This window comes from Streptomyces sp. NPDC046831, assembly GCF_040645305.1.
Taxonomy (GTDB): Bacteria; Actinomycetota; Actinomycetes; order Streptomycetales; family Streptomycetaceae; genus Streptomyces.
In genome coordinates this window covers 54,263-77,784 of sequence record NZ_JBEYXZ010000024.1, presented here as the reverse complement: position 1 = coordinate 77,784, position 23,522 = coordinate 54,263, and the positions used below count along the sequence as shown (strand labels likewise).

Here is a 23,522-nt window from a genome sequence, read left to right as displayed (position 1 = left end):
CGTCCGGCGTTCAGACTGCCGCGATCCTGACCCGCCCGGGGTCGGACGGGCGTAAGGAGCGGTGGACGAGCCGCCTCCGCAGCGGGTGAACGCCCCAGTAACCTGGGGCGATGCTGAAGGAAGTCATCGCCACCCGCTACATCACGCCCCTGCGTGAGGGCGGCTCGCTGCCAGGGCTCGTCGAGGCCGACGACTTCGGGACGTACGTCGTCAAGTTCACCGGTGCCGGCCAGGGCCGCAAGACGCTGGTCGCCGAGGTGGTCTGCGGCGAACTGGCCCGGCGGCTGGGCCTGCGGGTGCCGCGGCTGGTGACGGTCCGCCTCGACCCGGTGCTGGGGCTCGGCGAACCCGACCCGGAAGTGCAGGAGCTGCTCAGGTCCAGCGGCGGCACCAATCTCGGCATGGACTTCCTGTCCGGCGCACTCGGCTTCGACCCGCTCGCCTTCCCGGTGGACCCCGGGGAGGCCGGGCGGATCGTCTGGTTCGACGCGCTGGTGAACAACGTGGACCGCTCCTGGCGCAACCCCAACCTGCTCAGGTGGCGGGACGAGCTGTGGCTCATCGACCACGGCGCCACCATGATCTGGCACCACAACTGGCCCGGTGCCGAGGCCTCCGCCGCCCGGCCCTACGACGCCTCCGAGCACGTCCTCGCGCCGTTCGCGCCGGACGTCGCCGCGGCCGCCGCCCGGCTCGCCCCCCTGGTCACCGAGGACCTGCTCGCCGAGGTGACGGCGGAGATCCCCGACGCCTGGCTGACCGGCGAACCCGGCTTCGACACCCCGGACGACCTGCGACGGGCCTACGCGCGGCCGCTGCTCGCGCGCGCCGCCGTCGTGCACGACCGCATCCGGGGCATCGAGGGGGCGGCATGAACGACCGGCGTACCGGCGGGCGGGGCCACGGTGGCGACAGCCGCATCATCGCGGGCAGCGTCGTGACCGACCGCCACATCATCAGGGGCGGCCCGCGCGGTGAGCGCGAGGTCTTCGAGTACGCCGTGCTGCGGGTGGTGCCGCGCGTGGAGCGCGGGGAGTGCATCAACGCCGGCGTGCTCGTCTACTGCCGCGCCAAGGCCTACGTCGGCGCCCGTACCCACCTGGACGAGGCCCGGTTGCTGGCGCTCGACCCCGTGGCGGACGTGGCGGGGGTGCGGGCGGCGCTGCGCGCCGTCGAAGGGGTGTGCGCCGGGGGACCGGCCGCCGGCCAGGCCGGCCGGGACGACCCCGGACGGCGCTTCCGCTGGCTGATCGCGCCCCGGTCCGCCATCGTCCAGCCGGGCCCCGTGCACACCGGGCTGACCGCCGACCCGGCCGCCGAGACGGAGCGGTTGCTGGACCTCCTGGTGAGGTAATGGATCACATGCACCCGGTGCGCCGTTGACACCGGGTGCCAGGGCTTCTAGCGTCACGTCTACTGAAGGTACTAAGCGGTCGCTCACCTGACGGGCGTACCGTGGGAGCCGCAGAGTTCCGAAGGTGTTCCAGGCTTTCCAAGGGCGAGGAGAAGCAGCAATGTCCACCACTGAGCAGCGGGTAGCCGTCGTCACCGGTGCCGCGCGCGGCATCGGCGCCGCCACCGCCGTACGACTGGCCGCCGAGGGCCGCGCGGTCGCCGTGATCGACCTCGACGAGGCCGCCTGCAAGGACACCGTGGAGAAGATCACCGCGGCCGGCGGCAGGGCCATCGCGGTCGGCGCCGACGTCTCGGACGAGGCGCAGGTCGAGGCGGCCGTGGCGCGGATCGTCGAGGAGCTCGGCGCGCCGACGATCCTGGTCAACAACGCGGGCGTGCTCCGCGACAACCTGCTGTTCAAGATGAGCGTCTCCGACTGGGACACCGTCCTGAACGTGCACCTGCGCGGCTCGTTCCTGATGACCAAGGCCTGCCAGAAGCACATGGTGGACGCAGGCTTCGGCCGCATCGTCAACCTCTCCTCGTCCTCCGCCCTGGGCAACCGCGGCCAGGCCAACTACTCGGCCGCCAAGGCGGGTCTGCAGGGCTTCACCAAGACCCTCGCCAAGGAGCTCGGCAAGTTCGGCATCACCGCCAACTCCGTCGCGCCCGGCTTCATCGCCACCGAGATGACCAAGACCACCGCGGAGCGCGTCGGCATGGGCTTCGAGGACTTCAAGGCCGCCGCCGCCACCCAGATCCCGGTGCAGCGCGTCGGCGAGCCGGAGGACATCGCCAACGCGATCGCCTTCTTCACGGGCGAGGCGGCCGGCTTTGTCTCCGGCCAGGTGCTGTACGTCGCCGGCGGACCGCTCAACTAGGACCGGGGAAAAGAAGGACATGACTTCCGTGGAACTCTCCGGCAAGGTCGCTCTCGTCACCGGCGCGAGCCGCGGCATCGGCTACGGCATCGCCGAGGCCCTGGTGGCCCGCGGCGACCGGGTCTGCATCACCGGCCGCAACGAGGAGGCCCTGAAGGAGGCCGTCGAGAAGCTCGGCGCCGACCGGGTCATCGGCGTCGCGGGCAAGGCCCACGACGAGGCCCACCAGGCCGAGACCGTCGAGCGCGTGATGGAGGCCTTCGGCCGCGTCGACCACCTCGTCAACAACGCCGGGACCAACCCGGTGTTCGGGCCGATCGCCGACCTCGACCTCAACGTGGCGCGCAAGGTCTTCGAGACCAACGTCATCTCCGCGCTCGGCTTCGCCCAGCGCACCTGGCACGCCTGGCAGAAGGACAACGGCGGCGCCATCGTCAACATCGCCTCCGTCGCGGGTCTCGCCCCCTCGCCCTTCATCGGCGCCTACGGCGTCAGCAAGGCGGCGATGATCAACCTGACCCAGCAGCTGGCGCACGAGTTCGCGCCCAAGGTGCGGGTGAACGCGATCGCCCCGGCCGTGGTGAAGACCAAGTTCGCCGAGGCCCTGTACGAGGGCCGGGAGGAGGAGGCGGCGGCGGCCTACCCGCTGGGCCGGCTCGGCGTGCCCTCCGACATCGGCGGCGCGGCCGCCTTCCTCACCTCGGAGCAGTCCGACTGGGTCACCGGCCAGACGCTCGTCGTCGACGGCGGCATCTTCCTGAACGCCGGAGTGGGCTGAACGCAGCGGGCGCCGGGTCCGTACCCGGGGAGGGGTTCCTCGCAGCCCCTCCCTTGACGGAAACGGCGCCCGTGTCAGCTCCGGACACCCGCGCGGAGGCGGATGACAACGTAGTCAATAACGCGCTGATCAAGCCTTGTCCGAAAGGGTTGAGCGAACGTCACGCTGCGGTATGGTCTGCCGACCCTTGGTATGGCGGATCGAGGAGCGTGCGCGTGTTCAAGCGGAACCGGTGTCTTCGGCCGGCGGTGGTGATGGCCTCCATATCCCTGGTGGCCGGATGCGGCGTCTTCTCCGACGACGACCCCGCGGCGCAGGGGCCGATCGTCGTGGGCACCACGAGTGCCCCCAGCACGCTGGACCCGGCCGCGTCCTGGGACGGCTCCTGGGAGCTGTTCCGCAACATCTACCAGACGCTGCTCGCCTACCCGAACGGCGTGAGCACACCGCAGCCGGACGCGGCCGAGAGCTGCAAGTTCACCGACACCACCAACACCACCTACCGCTGCGAGCTGCGGTCCGGCATGAAGTTCGCCGACGGGGACACGCTGGACGCGCAGGCGGTCAAGCACTCCATCGACCGCATCAGGGCCATCAACCTCCCCGGCGGCCCGGCGGGACTGCTCGGCAGCCTGGACCGGGTGCAGGCGATCGGCGACCGGGAGATCGTCTTCCACCTCAACAAGCCGGACGCCACCTTCCCGTTCGTGCTCGCCACCCCCGCCATGTCGATCGTCGACCCCGACGACTACCCCGCCCGGTCCCTGCGCAAGGACGACAAGGTCGTCGGATCGGGTCCGTACGTCCTGCGGTCGTACGAGGAGGGCAAGGGCGCGGAACTGGTCAGGAACGACCGCTACAAGGGCTTCGCCCACCGCAGAAACGATGCGGTGACCATCCGCTACTTCCAGGATTCGTCCGCCATGGTCAAGGCGCTCAAGTCCCGGCAGATCGACGTCACCTACCGCGGCCTGGCCGCCGACGACATCATCGACCTGCAGCGCCACGACTCCACCGACCTGGAGCTGGTCGAGGGCGCCGGCACCGACATCAGCTACCTGGTCTTCAACCCCAAGGACTCCTGGGCGGGCAAGACCGCCGTCCGCAGGGCCGTCGCCCAGGTCGTCGACCGGGCGGCGATCGCGCACGAGGTCTACAAGGACACCGTCGACCCGCTGTACTCCATGGTCCCCAAGGGCCTGACCGGACACACCACCGGCTTCTTCGACGACTTCGGCGACCCCAGCACCGACAAGGCCCGGAAGATCCTCACCGGAGCCGGCATCACCCAGCCGGTCCCGCTCACCCTCTGGTACACCACCGACCGCTACGGCTCGGAGACCGCCAGGCAGTTCCAGGAGCTCAAGAGCCAGCTCGAGGGGTCGGGACTGTTCAAGATCACCCTGAAGAGCCGGCCCTGGAAGACGTACGTCACGGGCTACCAGAAGGGCGAGTACCCGGTGTTCGGGCGCGGCTGGTTCCCGGACTTCCCCGACCCGGACAACTTCATCGCGCCGTTCGTCGGCCAGCAGAACGCACTCGGCACGCCCTACCCGGCGCCCGAGATCACCAAGGACCTGCTGCCCAAGTCGCGCGGCGAGAGCGACCGCGCCAGCGTGGTGAAGGAGTTCGAGCGGGCGCAGCAGGTCCTCGTCGACGACGCGCGGCTGCTGCCGCTGTGGCAGGGCAAGCAGTACGTGGCCGCCAACGTCGACATCTCCGGCGGTGAGCGCGCGCTCGACCCGTCGACGATCATGATGATGTGGGAGCTGTCCCGGAAGACCAGCTGGTAGACCGCCGGTTTCCCGGAGCGGGCGTGCGTTGTCAGTGGTCGCCGGTAGGTTCTGAGGCCTGGAAGACGACCGCACATCGTAAGGACGTTGACGTGACCGACATCGCCATGCTGCCCGAGTCCTGGCGCGGGGTTCTGGGTGACGAGCTGCAGCAGCCCTACTTCAAGGAGCTGACCGAGTTCGTCGAGGAGGAGCGGGCGAAGGGTCCCGTCTACCCGCCGCGCGAGGAGGTCTTCGCGGCGCTGGACGCCACGCCGTACGACCAGGTCAAGGTGATGATCCTCGGGCAGGACCCCTACCACGGCGCGGGCCAGGGCCACGGTCTGTGCTTCTCGGTCCGCCCGGGCGTGCGCATCCCGCCGTCGCTGCGCAACATCTACAAGGAGATGCACGAGGAGCTGGGCACGCCCATCCCGGACAACGGCTACCTCATGCCGTGGGCCCGGCAGGGCGTGCTCCTGCTCAACGCGGTGCTCACGGTGCGCGGGGGCGAGGCCAACTCGCACAAGGGGCGCGGCTGGGAGAAGTTCACCGACGCGGTGATACGGGCCGTCGCCGGCCGGCCCGACCCGGCGGTCTTCGTGCTCTGGGGCAACTACGCGCAGAAGAAGCTGCCGCTGATCGACGAGACCCGCCACGTGGTGGTCAAGGGCGCGCACCCCTCCCCGCTGTCGGCGAAGAAGTTCTTCGGCTCGCGCCCGTTCACCCGGATCAACGAGGCGGTGGCCCAGCAGGGACACGAGCCGATCGACTGGACGATCCCGAACCTGGGCTGACACGGCGGACACCTGCCGTCCCCGGTCCGCCGGGTACGGCGGGGCGGGCCGGCGGCGCGGGCGGCTCGGCTGACTGGGCGACCGGTGTCCGGCGCGTGGTTCCGGGCCGGCGAGGTATCCGGGTGAGGCCCGTGCGGGCCGGCCGGGACCCCGGCGCGTGGGTGCGGCCGGTGCGGGCGTCCGGCCTGGCGGGCCGGCCCGTCCGGGGAAGGGTCCGGCCGGTGCGTTCGGGGCCGCCTGACCGGGATCGGCGGTGCGGGCGGCTAGCGTCTGGGGGAGTGGGGCCGGGGTCAGGGCTGGAGGACGTGGTGGCGGAGCGACAGGAACAGACAGCGCCGGAAGCCGTGATGACGCGGATCGGACAGGGCGTCATGCTGCACCATGCGGGGGACCGGGAGGAGGCCCGGATCCGCTTCCTGGAGCTGTGGACGGAGATCGGTGAGCGGGGCGACCCGCTGCACCGCTGCACCCTGGCCCACTACATGGCCGACACCCAGGACGACCCCGCGGACGAACTGGCCTGGGACCTCAGGGCGCTGTCGGCCGCCGAGGAGCTCACGGACGACCGGCTCGCCGAGCGTCGGGGCACGCTCGCGGCCCGCGCCCTGTATCCGTCCCTCCACCTCAACCTCGCCGCCGACTACGTGAAACTCGGCCGCTCGGAGGCCGCCCGCACCCATCTGCGGCGCGCCCGCGGCGCGGCCGACGCCCTCGGTGACGACGACTACGGCGACGGGGTGCGCGCGGCGATCCACCGGCTCGGGCTGCGACTCGGGGACTGACGCGGGCCGGCCGGTGGCCTCGGCGCGCGTGGGCGTTGGGCCTGCCGCGCGGCCCGGAAGGCGTGCGCCCGCCGGCGGAAGGACAGGCGGCCTGCCCGCGCCGGGAGGGGCCGGCTGCCCGAGGCCCGGTGACCGTGGGCCTGCCCGATCACCGTCCGAAGGCCACCATCCCCGCCCGAAGGACCCGATCACCGGCCGAGTGCCTCCCATCGCCGGCCGAAGGACCCGATCACCGGCCGAGTGCCTCCCATCGCCGGCCGAAGGACCCGATCAACGGCCGAAGGCCACCAGCACCGGCCGAGTGCCCGTATCACCGGCCGAGTGCCCGTATCACCGGCCGAGTGCCCCATCACCGTCCGAAGGCCACCATCACCGCCCGTACGCCTGCCGGCAGATCCTCGCCTGGGGGCTGTCCGCCGGCCAGTGGCCGAACTCCCGGCCGAGCGCGCAGACGTCCAGGTTCTTCGGGGCCGCCGGGGGAGCGGCGGGGACCCCGGCGCGGGGCGGCCGGACCCGTCGCGGCGGACGGGGCGCCGGTCGCGGCCGTTGCCGGGCGGGGGAGTGCGCCGACGACGGCCGGCGGCGGTCCTCGGCCTCCTCGGCAGCCGCTGTGGGGCGATCACGCGCGGTCTCCTCAGGGGGGCGGCGGGGACCGACGTGCTCCAGCGCCTCCTGGGCCGGGGCCTGCGCGTCGCGCGGCCGGGCGCTGCCGTCGGGGCGTGGCTCGGCGGGCCGGGTGTGCGCGGCCGGGGAACCGGCAGCGGGCGGCCGGTGGATCTCGACGCAGCCGGTGAGGGCCGAGACGGCCACGGTGACCAGGAGCGTTGCGGCGGTCGTCGTTCGATGCACGCGGCATACTCTGCTCGCTCGGGGCGGCCGCGGTCCGGTGGACGGGCGGGTAAGCCCTCGCACGGGTGACAGGTGTGCCCGTTGGAAGGCGAAGAGAGTCGTGGGGCTGACGCCGTGGAGACGGGCGTCGGCCTGCGAACAGCACGACAGCCGCCCCCGGGCGAACGGCGGCCGGGCGATGTCCGGGCGTCCCCCAGCCGCCCGTCCCTCAGCCGCCCGTCCCTCAGTCGCCCGTCGCTCCGTCGATGCGCTCCCGGAGGAGGTCGGCGTGGCCGTTGTGGCGTGCGTACTCCTCGATCATGTGGGTGTAGATCCAGCGCAGGCTGAACGGCTCGTCGGTGGACCTGCTCCGCCCCTTGGAGAGGTCGTCCAGGGCGAACCGGGCCGCGTTGCGCCGGGCGGCGTCGATCTCGGCCTGCCAGGTGGCGTACGCCTCCGCCCAGGTGTCCTCCCCGGTCGGGTGGAAATCGCCGTCCCGGTCCTCCTCCGTGCAGTAGATCGGTCCCGCGTCCTCGCCCGCGAGCACGGTGCGGAACCAGCCCCGCTCGACCTCGGCCATGTGCCGCACCAGCCCCATGAGGGTCAGCTCGGAGGGCTCCACGGAGGCGGTCCGCAGCTGTTCGTCGGTCAGGTCCTCGCACTTCCACGCCAGGGTCTGCCGGTGGTAGTCCAACCAGCCCTCCAGCATGGTGCGTTCGTCGGCGTCCAGAGCGGGCTCGCGGCGCTGCGTCGTCATGCCCCGATCCTTGCCCACCGCACTCCGCCACGCCACGCCTTTTCGTCCGTGAGCACACCGTCCGGGCTCCGCCGCGGGCCTTCGGGGGCATCGCCGGCCGGCGGACGCCGCCGGCGCCGTAAGCTGCGGTCCAGGCACGGCGGAGGCAACTGAGGGAGCGCACGTGAAGGTCGGCTGCATCGGACTCGGCGACATCGCGCAGAAGGCGTACCTGCCGGTGCTCGGCGTGCAGCCGGACGTCGAACTCCACCTGCAGACCAGAACCCCCGCGACGCTCCACCGGATCGCCGACGGCCTGCACCTGCCGGCCGGTCGCCGCCACGCCACGCTGGACGCGCTCCTCGGCGCGGACCTGGACGCCGCCTTCGTGCACGCGCCGACCGCCGTCCACCCGGAGATCGTCGCCCGGCTGCTCGAAGCGGGCGTGCCGACGTACGTCGACAAGCCGCTCGCCTACGAACTGGCCGACTCCGAGCGGCTGGTGGCCCTGGCCGAGGACAGGGGAGTGTCCCTGGCGGTCGGTTTCAACCGGCGCCACGCCCCCGGCTACGCGCAGTGCGCCGAGCACCCGCGCGAGCTGATCGTCATGCAGAAGAACCGCGTCGGGCTGCCGGAAGCGCCCCGGACGATGATCCTCGACGACTTCGTCCACGTCGTGGACACGCTCCGGTTCCTCGTGCCGGGGCCCGTCGACGACGTGACCGTCCACGGCCGGGTGCGGGACGGCCTGCTGCACCACGTCGTCCTGCAGCTCGCCGGGGACGGGTTCACCGCGCTCGGCGTGATGAACCGGCTCAGCGGCTCCGTGGAGGAGATCCTCGAGGTCTCCGGGCGGGACACCAAGCGTCAGGTGCTCAATCTCGCCGAGACGATCGACCACAAGGGACAGCCGACCGTGCGGCGGCGCGGCGACTGGGTGCCCGTGGCCCGGCAGCGCGGCATCGAGCAGGCCGTGCTGTCCTTCCTCGACACGGTACGGGCCGGGAAGACGCTCAGCGCCCGGGACGCGCTGGAGACCCACGAACTGTGCGAGCGGGTCGTACGTGCGGTTCTGGAGTCCTCCGGCGCAGCCTGACCGTCCGCACACCACCCGTGGCGGACCCGGCCGCCAGCACGAGCAGCGCCCCGTACACCGGCCAGTCGCCGAAGCGCACGTACGGCGTGGTGCCGGCCGCCAGCGGCACGTCGAACACCTGGGCCGTACTGGCCCGGGTGCCGAGCCAGGGGCCGACGCGCTCCCCGCCCGGGCCGTAGACCGCGGACACCCCGGTCAGCGTCGCGTGCACCATGGGACGTCCGGTCTCCGCGGCGCGCAGCGCGGCGAGGGAGGCGTGCTGCGCCGGCGCCCAGCTGTGCTGGAACGTCGACGTCGAGGACTGCGCGAGCAGCACCCGGGCGCCGTCCCGGGCCAGGTGGCGGCTCATGTCGGGGAACGCCGACTCGAAGCACACCATCGGGCCCACCCGCACTCCGTGCCCGGCGTCCATCACCACCTGACGGGTGCCCTGCCGGCGGTCCTCGCCCGCGGCCTTGCCGACGGAGGTCGCCCAGCCGAGCACGGAGCGCGCCGGTATGTACTCGCCGAACGGCACGAGCCGCATCTTGTCGTAGCGGTCGCCGGTCGGGCCGTCCGGACCGACGAGCACGGAGCTCTTGTAGATGCCCGGCCGGTCCGACCGCCGTGCGTCGACGTTGACCAGGAGGTCAGCCCCGGTCTCCCGGGAGAGCGCGGTGAGCCGGCGTGCCAGGTCGGGCCGGTCGGCGAGGTCGAAGCCGACGCTGCTCTCGCCCCAGACGACCAGGTCGACCCGCTGTCCGGCCAGGCGGTGGGTCAGCCGTTCCTCCAGGGCGAACCGCCGTTCCGCGCTGCGGGCGCCGTCGACGACTCCCGGCTGGACGACGGCGATGCGGACCCGGCCGTCGAGGTGCGGCCGCGGCGACCACACCCAGGCCGCGGAGGCCACGACCGCCACGGCGAGCAGGCCGGCCACCGCCGCGGCCCGGGCCGCGCGGACCGTGACGAGGAGGACGACGGCGACGTTGAGGGCCACCACCAGGAAGCTGAGCAGCCACACCCCGCCCACGGAGGCCAGGCGCAGCGCCGGCCCCACCTGCCACTGGCCGGCACCGAGCATGCCCCACGGGCCGCCGAGCCCCTGCCAGGAGCGCACGAGTTCCACGGCCAGCCAGCCCGACGGCAGCACGACGAGGGCGGCCGCGCTCCGCCCCGGCGAGGGGGCTCCGGCCAGGAAGCGGCGGACCAGCACGCCCCAGGGGGCCCACAGTGCGCCGAGGAGGGCGGCGATGACGAAGGTGAAGACGTGCAGGCTCGGCAGCAACCAGTGGTGCACGGCCAGCATGAAACCGAACCCGCCGAGCCAGCCGTCGTACGCCGCCCGCTTCCCGGTGGGTGCCGAGCGGACGAGCAGCAGCCAGGGCACCAGGGCGACGTAGGCGAACCACCACAGCGACGGGCCGGGGAAGGTGACCATGGGCAGGGCGCCGGCGAGCGCGGCGAGGAACGAGCGCCGCCAGGGGGAGGAGAGCCAGTGGCCGAACGTCTTCATACGAGGCCTTCCTACCCAGTGGTGGTTCCCCTGTGCGTGCAGGGGCCGATCTCCTGCCGGGAAGCCCGGCCGAGGCCTCCCGAAGAGCGGCCCCTTTTCGCGACGGACCGCTCCCGGCTACGTGTCCGGGGCCGGAACGGGCCGGTCGCGGCTCGGTTATTCGGTGGCCGGCCGGGGGCGGGCGGGCCGACCCTGGTTGCCGTGAACGAAGAGTATGACGATCAGTACGCCGGCCAGGAGCCGAGATTCCGGGTGCGCGCCCGGCACACGGAGCGCACGGTCACCGTCTACCAGGCCTACGGCCCCGGCATCGGCCGCGCCGCGGCCCGCACCGGACGCTTCCCGCCGTCGTGGAAGCGCGACCGTATGACGTGGATCAAGCCGTCGTTCCTGTGGATGATGTACCGCTGCGGCTGGGGCACGAAGCCGGACCAGGAGACCGTCCTCGCCGTCGAGATCACCCGGGACGGCTTCCTGTGGGCGCTGCGCAACGCGTGCCTGTCGCACCACGTGCCCGCGCTGCACGGGGACAGGGCCGCCTGGCGGCGGCAGGTCCGTGAGGCGCCCGCGCGCGTCCAGTGGGACCCCGAGCGCGATCTGCGCCTGCGCCCGCTGCCGCACCGGTCCCTGCAGCTCGGCCTGACCGGCGAGGCGGCGGCCCGTTACGCGGACGAGTGGATCGTCGGGATCCGGGACGTCACACCGCTGGCGGCGCGGATCCACTCGCTGGTCCGGACGGGCGACCTCGGGCAGGCGGCCGCGCTGCTGCCCGAGGAGCCGCCCTACCTCCTCGACGACGAGGTGCCGGCCCACCTGCGGGCCTGAGCGGCCGCTCCGGCCGCCCCGGTCCTTCCGCGGCGCGCGCGGACCGGGAGGGGCCTAGGGTGATCGCAGGGGTCGTGTCGCCGTCGATCGAGTGGGGGCCCTCATGAAACGTCTCGTCACGGTGGTCACCGGTGGCAGCGGAGGCATCGGCGCGGCGATCTGCCGGCGGCTCGCGGCCGACGGGCAGGACGTGGTGGTGGGGTACGTCCAGGACGCCCGGGCCGCCGAGGCGGTCGCGGACGACGTGAGCGCGGCCGGGGCCCGCAGTGTCACCGTACGGGCGGACACGTCGCTCGAGGCGGACGTCGAGCGGCTCTTCGCGACGGCGGAGGAACGGCTCGGGCCGGTGACAGGGCTGGTCAACAGTGCCGGGGTGACCGGGATCCCGGGTCCCCTGGCCGTCGCGGACACCGCCGACCTGCGGCGCGTCGTCGACGTCAACCTGTTCGGCACGCTGCTGTGCGCGCGGCGCGCGGCGCAGCTGATGACCCCGCGGCGCAGCGGCGTCATCGTGAACGTGTCGTCGGCCGCCGCCACGCTCGGCAGCCCCGGCGAGTACGTGCACTACGCCGCGACCGAGGCGGCCGTCGACGCGCTGACGGTCGGCCTGGCCAAGGAACTGGGCCCGGACGGCATCCGCGTCAACGTGGTCGCGCCCGGCCTGATCGACACCGGGAGCCACCGGACGATGGGCGAAGCGCAGCGGCTGGGGCGGGCCGCCGGGGCGATCCCGCTGCGCCGCGCGGGCCGGGCCGACGAGGTCGCCTCGGCTGTCGCGTGGCTGATGTCGCCGGCCGCCTCCTACACGACGGGAGCCGTGCTGCGGATCGCGGGAGGCGGGTGAGGAAGGGGCACGGCTCGAAGTGCGGGAGGGGCGCGGTCGAAGGCGCACGGCCGGGGGTGCGGGAGGCGGCGCGGCCGGAGGGGCGGCGCCGGGCAGGGGTCACGCCGCCTCGACGACCCGGCCCCGCATGGCCGCGGCCCACTCGACGACCAGCAGTTCGTACTCCGCGCGTTCCTGGGGCGACAGGGACCCGCCGGCGCGGAGCCAGAGGGAGCGGATCCGCTCGTTCAACTCGGCAGCGGACCGCACGGAACCAGGGGCCACTGAATCGGGGGACATGGCCCCAGCCTAGGGGCAAGCACTGACACTGCGCTACCGGACGGCTACGCGGCCCGTAGGGGGTCGGTCACGAACCGGGCGTTCCGGCTGCGGACGGCCCCGCCGCGGGGCCGCGGTCCCGCCGCCCTCCCGCTCCGTCATTCCGCCGACTCGGCCGCGTGCGGGCTCAGTACGCCGGCCGTCACCAGCACGATGATGACGATGCCGAGGGCCACGCGGTACCACACGAACGGCATGAAGCTCTTGGTCGAGATGTACTTCATGAACCACGCGATGACCGCGTAGCCCGACGCGAAGGCGATCAGCGTGGCGAGGATCGTGGGCCCCCACGTCACATGGTCGCTCTCCAGCGCGTCCTTGAGCTCGAAGGTGCCGGACGCGAGAACCGCGGGGATGGCGAGGAGGAAGGAGTAACGGGCCGCGGCCTCGCGGCGGTAGCCCATGAACAGTCCGCCGCTGATGGTGGCGCCGGAGCGCGAGACGCCGGGGACGAGGGCCATCGCCTGGCAACAGCCGTAGATCAGGCCGTCCTTGACGCCCAGGTCCGTGAGGCTCTTGCGCTGCTTGGGCGCCCGGTGCCGGCCGCCGGTCTCGTCGCGTGCCGCGAGCCGGTCGGCTATGCCGATGACCACGCCGACGACGATCAGCATGGTCGCCGTGACCCGCAGGTCGCGGAACGGCCCCTCGATCTGGTCCTTGAGCGTCAGCCCCAGCACGCCGATGGGTATGGAGCCGACGATCACCAGCCAGCCCATCTGCGCGTCGTGGTCCCGGCGCATCGCCTTGTCGGACAGTGAGCGGAACCAGGCGGACAGGATCCGGCCGATGTCCTTGCGGAAGTAGATCAGCACCGCCGCCTCCGTGCCGATCTGGGTGATCGCCGTGAAGGCCGCGCCCGGGTCCTCCCAGCCGGAGAAGGCCGCCGTCAGGCGCAGATGGGCGCTGGAGGAGACGGGGAGGAACTCGGTCAGCCCCTGGACGAGTCCGAGGATGAGTGATTCGAACCAAGACATGGAGGTACGGAGTCCAAGTGCCGATCGGGAAAAGGGCGATGGACACACCGAGCCGCAACGTGCGGTGATCGGGGTGTTGAGGGGCAGCGTAGCGTCCCGCTGCGACCGAGCTGCCACAGGGGCTTGTCCCGGCGGCCGGCGGCAGCGGGCGGGCGGGCCGGCCGCCAACGCCGCCGGGGGCAGGGTCCGGGGCGGACGGACCCCGCGCGGGCGCTTCCGGGCAGTCCGGCCCGCCCGTTCAGGCCGCGGTCGGGCCCGTCACCGTCCAGCCCGGCGCCTGCGGGTGGGCCGTCAGGTCGTCGTGGCGGACGGGCTCGCCGCAGGCGGCGCAGGTGACGACGGGCGTCAGCGCGCTGCCGCAGCTGTGCTCGATCACCATGGGCCGGTCGCCGTCCCCGTGCAGATGGCGGTCGCCCCAGGCCATCAGTGTCATCAGCACCGGTTCCAGCTCCAGACCGGCCCGGGTGGGCCGGTACTCGAAGCGCTGCGGACGCTCGCTGTAGGCCCGTTTGGTCAGGATCCCGGCGTCGACGAGGCGGCGCAGCCGGGTGGCCAGGATGTCGCGGGGGGCGCCGATGTTGCGTACCAGCTGGTCGAACCGGCCGTTGCCCAGGCACGCCTCGCGCAGGACGAGCAGGGAGTACTTCTCGCCGACGAGCGCCAGCGTGTCGGCGATCGAACAGGGACGCGGATCCTTCGTGGCGGCCATGGCCACCAGTCTAGGTGAGGGTTTGATTTTCCAACTCTTCGCGCTATGGTGAGTCCGGATTTCCTACTCATCGGTAATCGCCGGTGGCCGGTCGTCAGTCACCCCAGCACCCGTCACTGATCGGCGGCCACCGATTGCCGTCCGGCGGCCAAGGAGGCCCGCAGCATGCGTGACGCAGTGATCGTCGAAGCCGTACGCACCCCCGTCGGGAGGGGCAAGCCGAACGGCGCCCTCGCGCACGTCCACCCCGTCGAACTCCTCGCCCACACCCTGCGCACCCTCGTCGAGCGCTCCGGTGTCGACCCGGTCCTGATCGACGACGTCATCGGCGGCACCGTGGACCAGGTGGGCGAACAGGCCATGAACACCACGCGCTACGCCGTGCTCTCCGCGGGCCTGCCCGAGTCCGTGCCCGCCACGACCGTCGACCGGCAGTGCGGCTCCTCCCAGCAGGCCGTGCACTTCGCGGCCCAGGGGGTGATGGCCGGCGCGTACGACGTCGTCGTCGCCTGCGGTGTCGAGTCGATGAGCCGCGTGCCCATGTGGTCCAACGTGCCCGCCGGCGCCGACCCGTTCGGCCCCGGCGTCGCCGCACGCCACCCCGGCGGTCTCGTACCGCAGGGCATCAGCGCCGAGCTGATCGCCGCCCAGTGGTCCCTCGGCCGCGAGCGGATGGACGCCTTCGCCGTCGCCTCGCACCGCAAGGCGGCGGCCGCCTGGGACGCCGGTTGCTTCGACGCCGAGGTCGCGCCGCTGGAAGGCGTCGTGCGGGACGAGTGCGTCCGGCCGGACAGCACCCCCGGGATCCTCGCCGGCCTGAAGCCGGCCTACTACGACCCGGCCTTCGCCGAGCGGTTCCCGCAGATCGAGTGGAACGTCACCGCGGGCAACGCCAGCCCCGTCAACGACGGCGCGTCGGCCGTGCTCATCACGTCCGGCGACACCGCGGCCCGCCTCGGCCTGCGCCCGCTGGCCCGCCTGCACAGCTTCGCGGTCACCGGCTCGGACCCGCTGCTGATGCTCACCGGCGTCGTCCCCGCCACCGAGAAGGTGCTGCGCCGCGCCTCACTGACCCTCGACGACATCGACCTGTTCGAGGTCAACGAGGCCTTCGCCAGTGTGGTCCTGGCCTGGCAGCAGGAGACCGGCGCCGACCTGGCCAAGGTCAACGTGCACGGCGGGGCGATCGCGCTCGGCCACCCGCTGGGCGCCAGCGGCACCCGTCTGACCACCACGCTGGTCCACGCCATGCGCGAACGCGGCGCCCGCTACGGCCTGCAGACGATGTGCGAGGCGGGCGGACTCGCGAACGCGATGATCCTGGAGGCGGTGCAGCGGTAGTGGCGGTGGTGATGGTGCGCTGCCTCCGCGTCGCGGTGCCTCTACTGCGGCGCCCTGACCCGAAGCGGCGTGCGGTGTGCGGCGTGGTGGTGCCGCCCGGGCCCCGTGGTGCCGCCGTGGCGTGGTGGCGACCGTGCCGGCCCCGTGCGGGCGCGGCGGGGCGGTGGGGTCTCAACCCCGGCGCAGGTGGTGGCGCTTGCGCCAGGCGACGACCGCGCCCGCCACGGCGGGAGCGGCGATGCAGGCCACCGCGATCAGGAAGGCCGGCGAGGTCGGCGACGACGCCCGGGCGCCGGCGACGACGTACGCCGCGGTGTTCGGAACGGAACCGAGCGCGGTCGCGAGCACGAACGCCGGCCAGCCCATGCGGGAGACGGCGGCGCAGTAGTTCGCAGCCCAGAACGGCACCCCCGGGAACAGCCGCGCCGCCAGCATCGAACGGAAGCCGTGCCGGCTGAGCTGCCCGTCCGCCGCCGTCAGCCAGCGGCCCCGCAGCAGCGGCCGCAACGCGTCCTGGCCGAGGACCCGGCCGAGGCCGAAGGCGAGGCCGGCGCCGAGGACCGTGCCGGCCAGTGCCGTCGCGAGCCCGAGCGCGGAGCCGAAGAGCGCGCCCGCAGCGAGGTTCAGCAGCGGACGCGGTACGAACGCCACGGTGCACAGGCCGTAGGCCACCGCGAACACCACGGCCGCCGCGGGCCCGGCGAACTGCGGCGGCCAGCCGTCCGCCAGCAGTCGCTGCGGGTGGAGGAGCAGCACCGTGGTGCCGGCCCCGGCCAGCAGGACGAGCAGCAGGGACAACCGTGCCCACGGCGACGACACGACTCTCGTGCAGCGGGCGCGCCGGCCCGCCGGTGCGGCGGGCGGGACGGACGGCGGACGTGACCTGACGGGCGCCGGGCGTGCGGGCAGGAGCGGTGGCCCCGCCGCGGGGACGGCGACGGCGAGCTCCGTGGCGGCGGCCCGGGGAGAGGCCGTGGCGGTGCCCCCAGAGCGGGTGGTGGCATCGAGCATCCGGCGACACTAACCGACACAGGTGTGTGAGCGCCGTATGGTGCGTCTCATGACCGCCGCAGGAGCGGGCGCCGGGAGGCCGCGCAGCGCGCTCGCCGACACCCTCGTCGCGCGGCTGACCACCGAGTACGCCGCCGCGGCCGATCGCGAGGGGCCGCGGGCATGCGGGCGTACATGAAGGACGCGGCCCCGTTCCCCCGCGAGGCGCTCAAGCACGTCGGGGAGTAGGGCCCCGGCCCCCCGGCCCCCGGTCCGCCGCGCGGTGGCTGCCGTCGCGTCCGGACCCCGCGGTGCGGCGGACCGGCCACGTGGTCACGCGGCCGGCACCGGGCGCCCGGGCGGCGTCGACCCGCGGACGGCGCCGGCGTCCGGGCGGCATCGACCCCCTGCCGGCGCCGGCGCGCAGCCGGCGGTGGTGCCTGCCGGACGGCTCACGGCGGTCCGGTCCGGGTGGTCCGGTCCGGAAAACCATTCGACGGAAACCCGGCAGTCGGACAGGATCGACCCCATGTTCCGGCACGCCTTCCTCCTCGCAGCATCCGCCTCCGCGGATGCTCCGAAGGCTGCCGTCCCCGTCCTCGTCGCCGCAGTCGACGGCGCCCGAAGCTGACCCTCCCCGGATCGTCCGGCGGACCCCGCAGGGGGAGGGTCGGCGGTTCCCGGGGTCCCGTCCCGGCCGCGTGTGCCCGACACCGCGCCGGGGCCTCACACCACACCAGTGGAAGGCTTCGAGGTACAGCCATGCCCAAGACGGCGTACGTGCGCACCAAGCCGCACCTCAACATCGGCACGATGGGCCACGTCGACCACGGCAAGACCACCCTGACCGCCGCCATCACCAAGGTGCTCGCCGAACGAGGCACCGGCACCTTCGTCCCGTTCGACCGCATCGACCGGGCCCCGGAGGAGGCCGCGCGCGGCATCACCATCAACATCGCCCACGTCGAGTACGAGACCGACACCCGGCACTACGCGCACGTCGACATGCCCGGCCACGCCGACTACGTCAAGAACATGGTCACCGGCGCCGCGCAGCTGGACGGGGCGATCCTCGTCGTCTCCGCGCTCGACGGGATCATGCCGCAGACCGCCGAGCACGTGCTGCTCGCCCGGCAGGTGGGCGTCGACCACATCGTCGTCGCCCTCAACAAGGCCGACGCGGGCGACGAGGAGCTGACCGACCTCGTCGAGCTGGAGGTGCGGGACCTGCTCACCCAGCACGGCTACGGCGGCGACGCGGTACCCGTCGTCCGGGTCTCGGGCCTGAGGGCCCTGGAGGGCGACCCGCGCTGGACGGCGGCGATCGAGGCGCTGCTCGACGCGGTGGACACCTACGTGCCCATGCCCGAGCGGTACCTGGACGCGCCGTTCCTGCTGCCGGTGGAGAACGTGCTCACGATCACCGGCCGCGGCACGGTCGTCACCGGCGCCGTCGAGCGCGGCACGATCCGCGTCGGCGACCGCGTCGAGGTCCTCGGCGCGGACGTGGAGACGGTGGTCACCGGCCTGGAGACCTTCGGCAAGCCCATGGAGGAGGCGCAGGCCGGTGACAACGTGGCCCTTCTGCTGCGGGGCGTGCCGCGCGACGCGGTCCGCCGCGGGCACGTCGTCGCGGCGCCCGGCAGCCTGACGCCGGGCCGGCGCTTCATGGCGCGGGTGTACGTCCTGTCGGCGCGCGAGGGCGGCCGGACCACGCCGGTGGCGACCGGCTACCGGCCGCAGTTCTACCTCCGCACCGCGGACGTGGTCGGCGACGTCGACCTGGGGGAGACGGCCGTCGCCCGGCCCGGTGACACCGTCACCATGACGGTGGAGCTGGGCCGCGAGGTCCCGCTGGAGCCGGGACTCGGGTTCGCGATCCGCGAGGGCGGACGCACGGTCGGCGCGGGGACGGTGACCTCGGTCGGCTGAGGCCGGCCCGGGGCAGCCGGGCCGGGCGCGGCCTGTCCTCCCGTGATCCGTCGCGGGAGGACGGGCCGCCCGCCCTTTGTCTTCGGGCACTCCTGCGGGAGGGCCGGCCGGCCCGGGGCCCGCTCCTCTGCCGGGGGTCCCGGGGAGCCGCCCGGCGCCGGTTCCCCGCCCGCACTCGGGTCCCGGTCCGCGGGTGCGGGCAATCCGTGGGTGTGGGCGAGCCGTGGGCGCGGGTGCGATCCGGTACGGTCCGCGGTCCGGACCGATTCGGCCCGTCGTCCCGCTCGTATTGCAGCCCGCAGCCCGCAGCCCGCAGCCCGCAGAAGATCTTCGCCGACCACGGCCGACGGCTCGGCGCAGGAGGCCTCGACGTCCGGCCGGTTTCGGCGCGCGGTCCGGTCGGTTTCGGCGCGCGGTCGGGCCGGATCCGACCGGTGGTCCGAACGGTTCGGGCCCGCAGTCCGGACGGTCGCGGCCCACCGTCCGGACGGTCGCGGTCCCACCGGCAGAATGGAGCCGTGACCGAGCCCCTGCCCGTGATGCGCGCCGTCGACCACGGGACCGCCAAGCTGATGCCCGACGTCGACCACGAGCAGGCGTGGCTGCTGACCGTCGACGGGGCACCGCAGTCCTACGTCGACCTGGAGGCGCCCACGCACCTGGAGTTCGAGTACGCGCAGCGGCTGGGGCACGCCCTGGACACCGTCGCCGAGCCGGGCCGCCCGCTGGACGTGCTGCACCTCGGCGGCGGTGCGCTGACCCTGCCGCGGTACGTCGCCGCGACCCGGCCCGGCTCCCGGCAGGACGTCGTGGAGGCAGACCGGGCGCTGCTGGAGCTGGTCGTCACCCACCTCCCGCTGCCGGGCGACGCCGACATCACCCTCCACGCCGCTGACGCCCGCGCCTGGCTGGAAGCCGCCCCGGACGACTCCGCGGACGTGCTCATCGCCGACGTCTTCGGCGGCTCCCGGGTCCCGGCGCACCTGACGTCGCTCGGATACGCGCGGGAGGCGGAGCGCGTCCTGCGAGCGGACGGCGTCTACCTCGCCAACCTGGCCGACGGCGCGCCCTTCGCCTTCCTGCGCTCCCAACTCGCCACCTTCGCGGCGCTGTTCGAGGAGCTGGCGCTGATCGCCGAACCGGCCGTGCTGCGCGGCCGCCGCTTCGGCAACGCCGTCCTGCTCGCCTCGCACCACCCCGTCGACACGGCCGGCCTCGCCCGGCTCACCGCCTCCGACGCCTTCCCCGCCCGCGTCGAACACGGCGCCGCGGTGCGGGACTTCATCGGCGGGGCCGAGCCCGTCCGGGACGAGGACGCCGTCCCCTCGCCCGAGCCCCCCGGCGGCGCGTTCGGCATCGGCTGAACCGGGTCCCCGGCCGCGCGTGTCCGCGGCGGCGCGGCGGAATGCGGCCCGCCCGGACGGCACTCCCGCACGGCCCGCCCCGTCCGGGGCAACGTTCCGCGCGTCCCGTTCCGGGCGACGAATCTGCACGGCTGATCTGCGCGGCTGATCTGCGCGGCCCGTCCGGGGGCACGTCCGCACAGCCCGTCCGGCAGTCCCTTCCCGCCGTTCCGGACAGCCCGTCCGGACGTCCGTGCGGCCGGAGCGTCAGCCGGTCGGGTCGCCGTGCAGCCGGACCGTGCTCAGGATCTGCTGGACCGTCGCGTCGGGTACTTCGTCCTTGACGCCCTTGGCGCCGTAGAAGGTCCACGAGACGAAGTCGCCCTGGGAGTTCTTGAAGGCGAAGGTCGTCGCCTTGCCGTCGGTGTCGCACTTGTGCGTCCGCGGCACCCCCGACGTGTACGACGTCGCCACGCTGCCCTGGACCCCGGCCTTCGTGGTGTACGGCTTGGCCGCGCCGATCTTCAGGTACTTCTTGGCGGCGTCGCTCTGGTCGGTGTAGCCGCCGAAGGCGAACGCGGCGGCGTCCCCGCGGGCGATGCCGGCGGTGTCCTTCGCGCCGTCCTCGCCCTTGGTGCCGCCGGCCGCCAGCGACGAGGTCTCCTTGTAGCCGTCCTTGTCGTCGTCGGAGGAGCAGTAGTCCTCCTTCAGATAGGCAGGCGCGGAGAAGCCTATGTAGGGGGAGCCGTCCCCCTTCTTCTCGTCCTCGAAGAAGGAGAACACGCCGGGGGACTGCACCGCCCAGTCGGCCGGGACGTCGAAGGCGGTGCCGTACTTGGGGTTCACGACGACCTTCCAGCCGGCGATCGTCGGCTTCTCGGTCTCCGTGCCGCGCGGGTTGTCGTCCGAGCCGGAGGCCGCGCCGCTCGGATCCGGGGCCGACGCCGACGCGGAGGGGCTCTCCTCGCCCTTCGCCGCCGTCCCCCCGTCGTCGTCCCCGCCGAGGACCAGGAACCCGGTCACACCGGCCGTCACGACCACGGCCGCCGCGGCGACGATCGCGACGATCTTCGTGCGGTTGCCGCCTCCGCCCTGCGGCGGCCGCGGTCCCTGCGCGGCCGTGGGCGCCTGCCACTGCGGCTGCTGCGCAGAGGGGTCGGGCTGCCGGTACCCGGGCTGCTGATACGGGTTCGGCTGCTGGTACCCCGGCTGCTGGTACGGGTTGTGCTGCGGGTTCTGCTCGCCCCCGGGCGGCTGCTGTCCTGGCCACATGGGCAGTAACCCTAGTGGCGCCACGGACACGATTGGGTCACCGCCCCTTGTCAGGGACGTACCAGAAAACGGGGGCCCCGGGCCGGGCGGGCCGCGCTCCCGCGGCTCTGGCCAGGTCGAGCTACTGATGAGTAACATGCGGTCATGGACGCAGACCAGATGTCGATCGGCGAGCTGCTCGCCGCCACGGTGCCGATGGTGCGCACCCTGAAGCTGGAGTACCTGGAGACGACCCCGGAGCGGGCCGTCCTGGCCCTGCCGGACCAGAGCGAGTACCGCAACCACGTCGGCGGGCCGCACGCCGGCGCGATGTTCACCCTCGCCGAGTCCGCCAGTGGCGCCATCGTCCTCGCCGCCTTCGGCGACCAGCTCGCGCGGGCGGTGCCGCTGCCCGTCACCGCCCAGATCGCGTTCAAGAAGATCGCCCTCGGGCCCGTCAAGGCCATCGCCACCCTCGGCCGCCCCGCCGCCGAGGTCGTCGCCGAACTCGACCGGGGCAGGCGCCCGGAGTTCCCGGTGACCGTGGAGATCCAGCGCGAGGACGGCGCCGTGACCGGCGAGGTGACCGTCGTGTGGACTCTGCGGCCCAACGGCTGAAAACGTCCCTCAGGAGTCGTGGCGCGCCGGGTGCGGAAAGGGGAACGGGGCCTGCACGGGGTCGGGCCTGCCCCGGATGGACGCCTGGCCGGCATCAAGTGCCGAGGCCCGGCGGCCGGCAGTGCGGGCCTTGCGCACCGCAGGCGTGGACGGCGATGTGCGTGACGACTGATCACGCGCCCGGCGCAGGCGCACGGGGGATGAGAGCGGGACGCGAAATGCGGACGACCCCACGACGGCGTGACGCGGACCGATCACTACCGCCCTTTCTGGAACCCCCCGTTGACAGGTGGAGTCGGCCACCGTCCGCGCCTGCAGGCCCTGGTCGCACGGGGGTTGGCGACCTGGCCTGACGTGCCGTTTCGGCGCGAGCGAAGGCGTCGCTTGTCAACGCTTCTTCTCTCAGGGCCTTTTCGGCCACCGAGCCTTTCCGGCCGCTTGTTCCCATGAGCGGCCTGTGCCAAGGTGAGCGTTCCTGCGAGAGAGGCGACGGTCAGGTTCGCTTTCCCGACAGGTATGCACCCATCAGGCACCTGCTTTCCAGTGGACGCGCGTATCGCCTGCCGTCCTGCGCCTTGGAAAGGAAACAGCTCAGTGCAGTTCCCCCACCCCCCACACCCTCCCTGCCCGCCCCACTCCCCGTCCCGGGAGTCCGACCGCACCCTCGTCGCCCGCCTGCGGGGCGACGAGGGCGGCCACCGCTCCGTGGCCGGGCTGCTCGCCCGGCACTGGCGCGCCACGTACGACTACGCAGGCATCTGCCTCACCGGACACGGCAGTTCCGCGGCGATGGTCGCCACCGAGGCCTTCCACCGGGTGCTGCGGCACGCGGCGGACGGGCCGGACGGCGGCGCCCTGCGCCCGGCGCTGCTCGTCGCCGCCCGTGACACCGTCCGCGCCTGGGCCGCCGACGACGTCGCGTGCGTCGTACTCCCGGAACTGCTCAGGCCCGGCGGCGGCCGCGCGCTCCGCGCGGTGAGCGGCGCGACGCCGGAGCGGCGGCGGCTCGCCGAGCGGGCCTTCCACGCTCTGCCCGAACCCTTCCAGTGCCTGCTGTGGCACTCGGAGGTCGAGGCCGACCCCCTGTCGGTGCCCGCCGCCCTGCTGGCCATGGACACCGCCACGGCGGCGGCGTCGCTGGAGCAGGCGCGGCGGCGGTTCCGGGCGGGCTGTGTGCGCGCCCACCGCGACCTCGCCCCGGCCGAGCAGTGCCGCCTCTACACCCCGCACCTGCAGGGCTCCCCGCGCCCGGGCGCCGCCCTGCCGTGCGACGTGCGGCGGCACGCCGCCCACTGCCGCCACTGCGTACACGCCACCGAACAACTCGGCCACTTCGACGGCGGCCTGGACGTCCTGCTCGCCGAAGCGGTACTCGGCTGGGGCGCCCGCCGCTACCTCGCCACCCGCCCGGCCCGCGCCGTCCGCCGGACGGCCCCGGGAACCGGCGGGCCGACCCGCCCCCGGCGCGACGCCGGCGACCGCACCGGGCCGGCCGGCCGCGACGAACCGCCGCGCGGGCGGCGGACGGCCGTGGCCGTGGGCGTCGGCCTCACGTCCCTCGCCCTGCTGTCGACCGGGCTGGTGGCCGGCGGCCGGCTCGGCGACCACGCCCTCCCGGGCCCGGACATCACCTGGGACGTGCCCGGCGGCTTCCTCGGCCCGGGCGCGCTCCGCACGCCGTCGTCCGGTGAACGGGAGAAGTAGAAGGACGCGCCGGGCAACGCACGCCGGCCTCCGTGCGTCTGTTCCACCGGGAGCAGCCGCGCGGTCGGCGGGAAGTCCCGCAGCCGGCCGAGCAGGTAGGCTTCCTGGGGGCCGCC

At 73.6% G+C, this 23,522-nt stretch carries 24 protein-coding genes; 16 read left to right on the top strand and 8 right to left on the bottom strand.

The annotated features are described in order from the left end of the window. The first annotated feature begins 110 nt into the window (after positions 1-110). From ABZ920_RS20785 to ABZ920_RS20755, 7 genes are all read left to right on the top strand, one after another. The gene (locus ABZ920_RS20785; protein WP_361506817.1) at positions 111-875 is read left to right on the top strand and encodes a HipA family kinase; all 765 of its coding nucleotides are present in this window, start codon (positions 111-113) and stop codon (positions 873-875) included. 62 nt (positions 876-937) lie between these two features. Then, positions 938-1,354, top strand: coding sequence for a DUF3037 domain-containing protein (locus ABZ920_RS20780; RefSeq protein WP_361506910.1), 417 nt, complete (start codon positions 938-940; stop codon positions 1,352-1,354). A 160-nt stretch (positions 1,355-1,514) separates the two neighbouring features. Beyond that, entirely contained in the window at positions 1,515-2,276 is a 762-nt protein-coding gene (fabG, locus tag ABZ920_RS20775) for a 3-oxoacyl-ACP reductase FabG (protein WP_361506814.1), read from the top strand. Positions 2,277-2,295: 19 nt separating this feature from the next. Next, positions 2,296-3,054: an SDR family oxidoreductase gene (locus ABZ920_RS20770; RefSeq protein WP_361506811.1), complete on the top strand. Its 759-nt coding sequence runs from the start codon at positions 2,296-2,298 to the stop codon at positions 3,052-3,054. A gap of 215 nt (positions 3,055-3,269) precedes the next feature. Further along, positions 3,270-4,847, top strand: coding sequence for an ABC transporter substrate-binding protein (locus ABZ920_RS20765; protein ID WP_361506808.1), 1,578 nt, complete (start codon positions 3,270-3,272; stop codon positions 4,845-4,847). A 92-nt stretch (positions 4,848-4,939) separates the two neighbouring features. Beyond that, positions 4,940-5,623, top strand: coding sequence for a uracil-DNA glycosylase (gene ung / locus ABZ920_RS20760; RefSeq protein ID WP_361506805.1), 684 nt, complete (start codon positions 4,940-4,942; stop codon positions 5,621-5,623). Between the two features lie 308 nt (positions 5,624-5,931). Next, entirely contained in the window at positions 5,932-6,405 is a 474-nt protein-coding gene (locus ABZ920_RS20755) for a hypothetical protein (RefSeq protein ID WP_361506802.1), read from the top strand. 369 nt (positions 6,406-6,774) lie between these two features. Here the strand turns inward: ABZ920_RS20755 and ABZ920_RS20750 are convergent, their stop codons facing one another. Together ABZ920_RS20750 and ABZ920_RS20745 are read right to left on the bottom strand one after the other, a co-directional pair. Then, positions 6,775-7,254 carry a hypothetical protein gene (locus ABZ920_RS20750; protein ID WP_361506799.1) on the bottom strand — a complete coding sequence of 160 codons (480 nt, stop codon included), beginning with the start codon at positions 7,252-7,254 and terminating at the stop codon, positions 6,775-6,777. 223 nt (positions 7,255-7,477) lie between these two features. Further along, complete coding sequence (locus ABZ920_RS20745) at positions 7,478-7,990, bottom strand: DinB family protein (RefSeq protein ID WP_361506796.1); 513 nt, start codon at positions 7,988-7,990, stop codon at positions 7,478-7,480. 163 nt (positions 7,991-8,153) lie between these two features. Here ABZ920_RS20745 and ABZ920_RS20740 point away from each other — a divergent pair, with 163 nt between their 5' ends. Continuing rightward, positions 8,154-9,065, top strand: coding sequence for a Gfo/Idh/MocA family oxidoreductase (locus ABZ920_RS20740; RefSeq protein ID WP_361506793.1), 912 nt, complete (start codon positions 8,154-8,156; stop codon positions 9,063-9,065). Here ABZ920_RS20740 and lnt read toward each other — a convergent pair. Next, complete coding sequence (lnt, locus tag ABZ920_RS20735) at positions 8,983-10,557, bottom strand: apolipoprotein N-acyltransferase (RefSeq protein ID WP_361506791.1); 1,575 nt, start codon at positions 10,555-10,557, stop codon at positions 8,983-8,985. The two genes, ABZ920_RS20740 and lnt, sit on opposite strands and share 83 nt — an antisense overlap. A gap of 201 nt (positions 10,558-10,758) precedes the next feature. Between lnt and ABZ920_RS20730 the strand changes: the two genes are divergently transcribed. Together ABZ920_RS20730 and ABZ920_RS20725 are read left to right on the top strand one after the other, a co-directional pair. Further along, positions 10,759-11,382, top strand: a complete 624-nt coding sequence (locus ABZ920_RS20730; RefSeq protein WP_361506788.1) for a DUF4291 domain-containing protein — start codon at positions 10,759-10,761, stop codon at positions 11,380-11,382. A 103-nt stretch (positions 11,383-11,485) separates the two neighbouring features. Continuing rightward, positions 11,486-12,226: an SDR family oxidoreductase gene (locus ABZ920_RS20725; RefSeq protein WP_361506785.1), complete on the top strand. Its 741-nt coding sequence runs from the start codon at positions 11,486-11,488 to the stop codon at positions 12,224-12,226. Positions 12,227-12,325: 99 nt separating this feature from the next. Here ABZ920_RS20725 and ABZ920_RS20720 read toward each other — a convergent pair whose 3' ends face one another. From ABZ920_RS20720 to ABZ920_RS20710, 3 genes are all read right to left on the bottom strand, one after another. Further along, positions 12,326-12,505 carry a hypothetical protein gene (locus tag ABZ920_RS20720; RefSeq protein WP_361506782.1) on the bottom strand — a complete coding sequence of 60 codons (180 nt, stop codon included), beginning with the start codon at positions 12,503-12,505 and terminating at the stop codon, positions 12,326-12,328. A gap of 137 nt (positions 12,506-12,642) precedes the next feature. Then, positions 12,643-13,518, bottom strand: a complete 876-nt coding sequence (locus ABZ920_RS20715) for an undecaprenyl-diphosphate phosphatase (protein ID WP_361506779.1) — start codon at positions 13,516-13,518, stop codon at positions 12,643-12,645. A 238-nt stretch (positions 13,519-13,756) separates the two neighbouring features. Further along, entirely contained in the window at positions 13,757-14,227 is a 471-nt protein-coding gene (locus ABZ920_RS20710; protein WP_361506776.1) for a helix-turn-helix domain-containing protein, read from the bottom strand. Between the two features lie 165 nt (positions 14,228-14,392). Here ABZ920_RS20710 and ABZ920_RS20705 point away from each other — a divergent pair, with 165 nt between their 5' ends. Next, positions 14,393-15,568, top strand: a complete 1,176-nt coding sequence (locus ABZ920_RS20705) for a thiolase family protein (protein ID WP_361506773.1) — start codon at positions 14,393-14,395, stop codon at positions 15,566-15,568. Between the two features lie 171 nt (positions 15,569-15,739). Here the strand turns inward: ABZ920_RS20705 and ABZ920_RS20700 are convergent, their stop codons facing one another. Next, complete coding sequence (locus ABZ920_RS20700) at positions 15,740-16,579, bottom strand: TVP38/TMEM64 family protein (RefSeq protein ID WP_361506770.1); 840 nt, start codon at positions 16,577-16,579, stop codon at positions 15,740-15,742. A gap of 49 nt (positions 16,580-16,628) precedes the next feature. On the opposite strand from ABZ920_RS20700, the gene ABZ920_RS20695 reads away from it, so the two are divergent. The 3 genes from ABZ920_RS20695 (at position 16,629) to ABZ920_RS20685 (ending at position 19,854) form a co-directional block, all read left to right on the top strand. Beyond that, a complete protein-coding gene (locus ABZ920_RS20695) occupies positions 16,629-16,757 on the top strand; it encodes a hypothetical protein (RefSeq protein WP_361506767.1) in 129 nt (42 codons plus the stop codon). 563 nt (positions 16,758-17,320) lie between these two features. Then, positions 17,321-18,490, top strand: a complete 1,170-nt coding sequence (tuf, locus tag ABZ920_RS20690) for an elongation factor Tu (protein WP_361506764.1) — start codon at positions 17,321-17,323, stop codon at positions 18,488-18,490. A 518-nt stretch (positions 18,491-19,008) separates the two neighbouring features. Then, positions 19,009-19,854, top strand: coding sequence for a fused MFS/spermidine synthase (locus ABZ920_RS20685; RefSeq protein ID WP_361506761.1), 846 nt, complete (start codon positions 19,009-19,011; stop codon positions 19,852-19,854). A 246-nt stretch (positions 19,855-20,100) separates the two neighbouring features. Here the strand turns inward: ABZ920_RS20685 and ABZ920_RS20680 are convergent, their stop codons facing one another. Further along, entirely contained in the window at positions 20,101-21,105 is a 1,005-nt protein-coding gene (locus ABZ920_RS20680) for a hypothetical protein (RefSeq protein WP_361506758.1), read from the bottom strand. Positions 21,106-21,264: 159 nt separating this feature from the next. Between ABZ920_RS20680 and ABZ920_RS20675 the strand changes: the two genes are divergently transcribed. Continuing rightward, the gene (locus ABZ920_RS20675; RefSeq protein WP_361506907.1) at positions 21,265-21,702 is read left to right on the top strand and encodes a DUF4442 domain-containing protein; all 438 of its coding nucleotides are present in this window, start codon (positions 21,265-21,267) and stop codon (positions 21,700-21,702) included. Positions 21,703-22,296: 594 nt separating this feature from the next. Next, the gene (locus ABZ920_RS20670; RefSeq protein WP_361506755.1) at positions 22,297-23,406 is read left to right on the top strand and encodes a hypothetical protein; all 1,110 of its coding nucleotides are present in this window, start codon (positions 22,297-22,299) and stop codon (positions 23,404-23,406) included. The last annotated feature ends 116 nt before the right edge of the window (positions 23,407-23,522 follow it).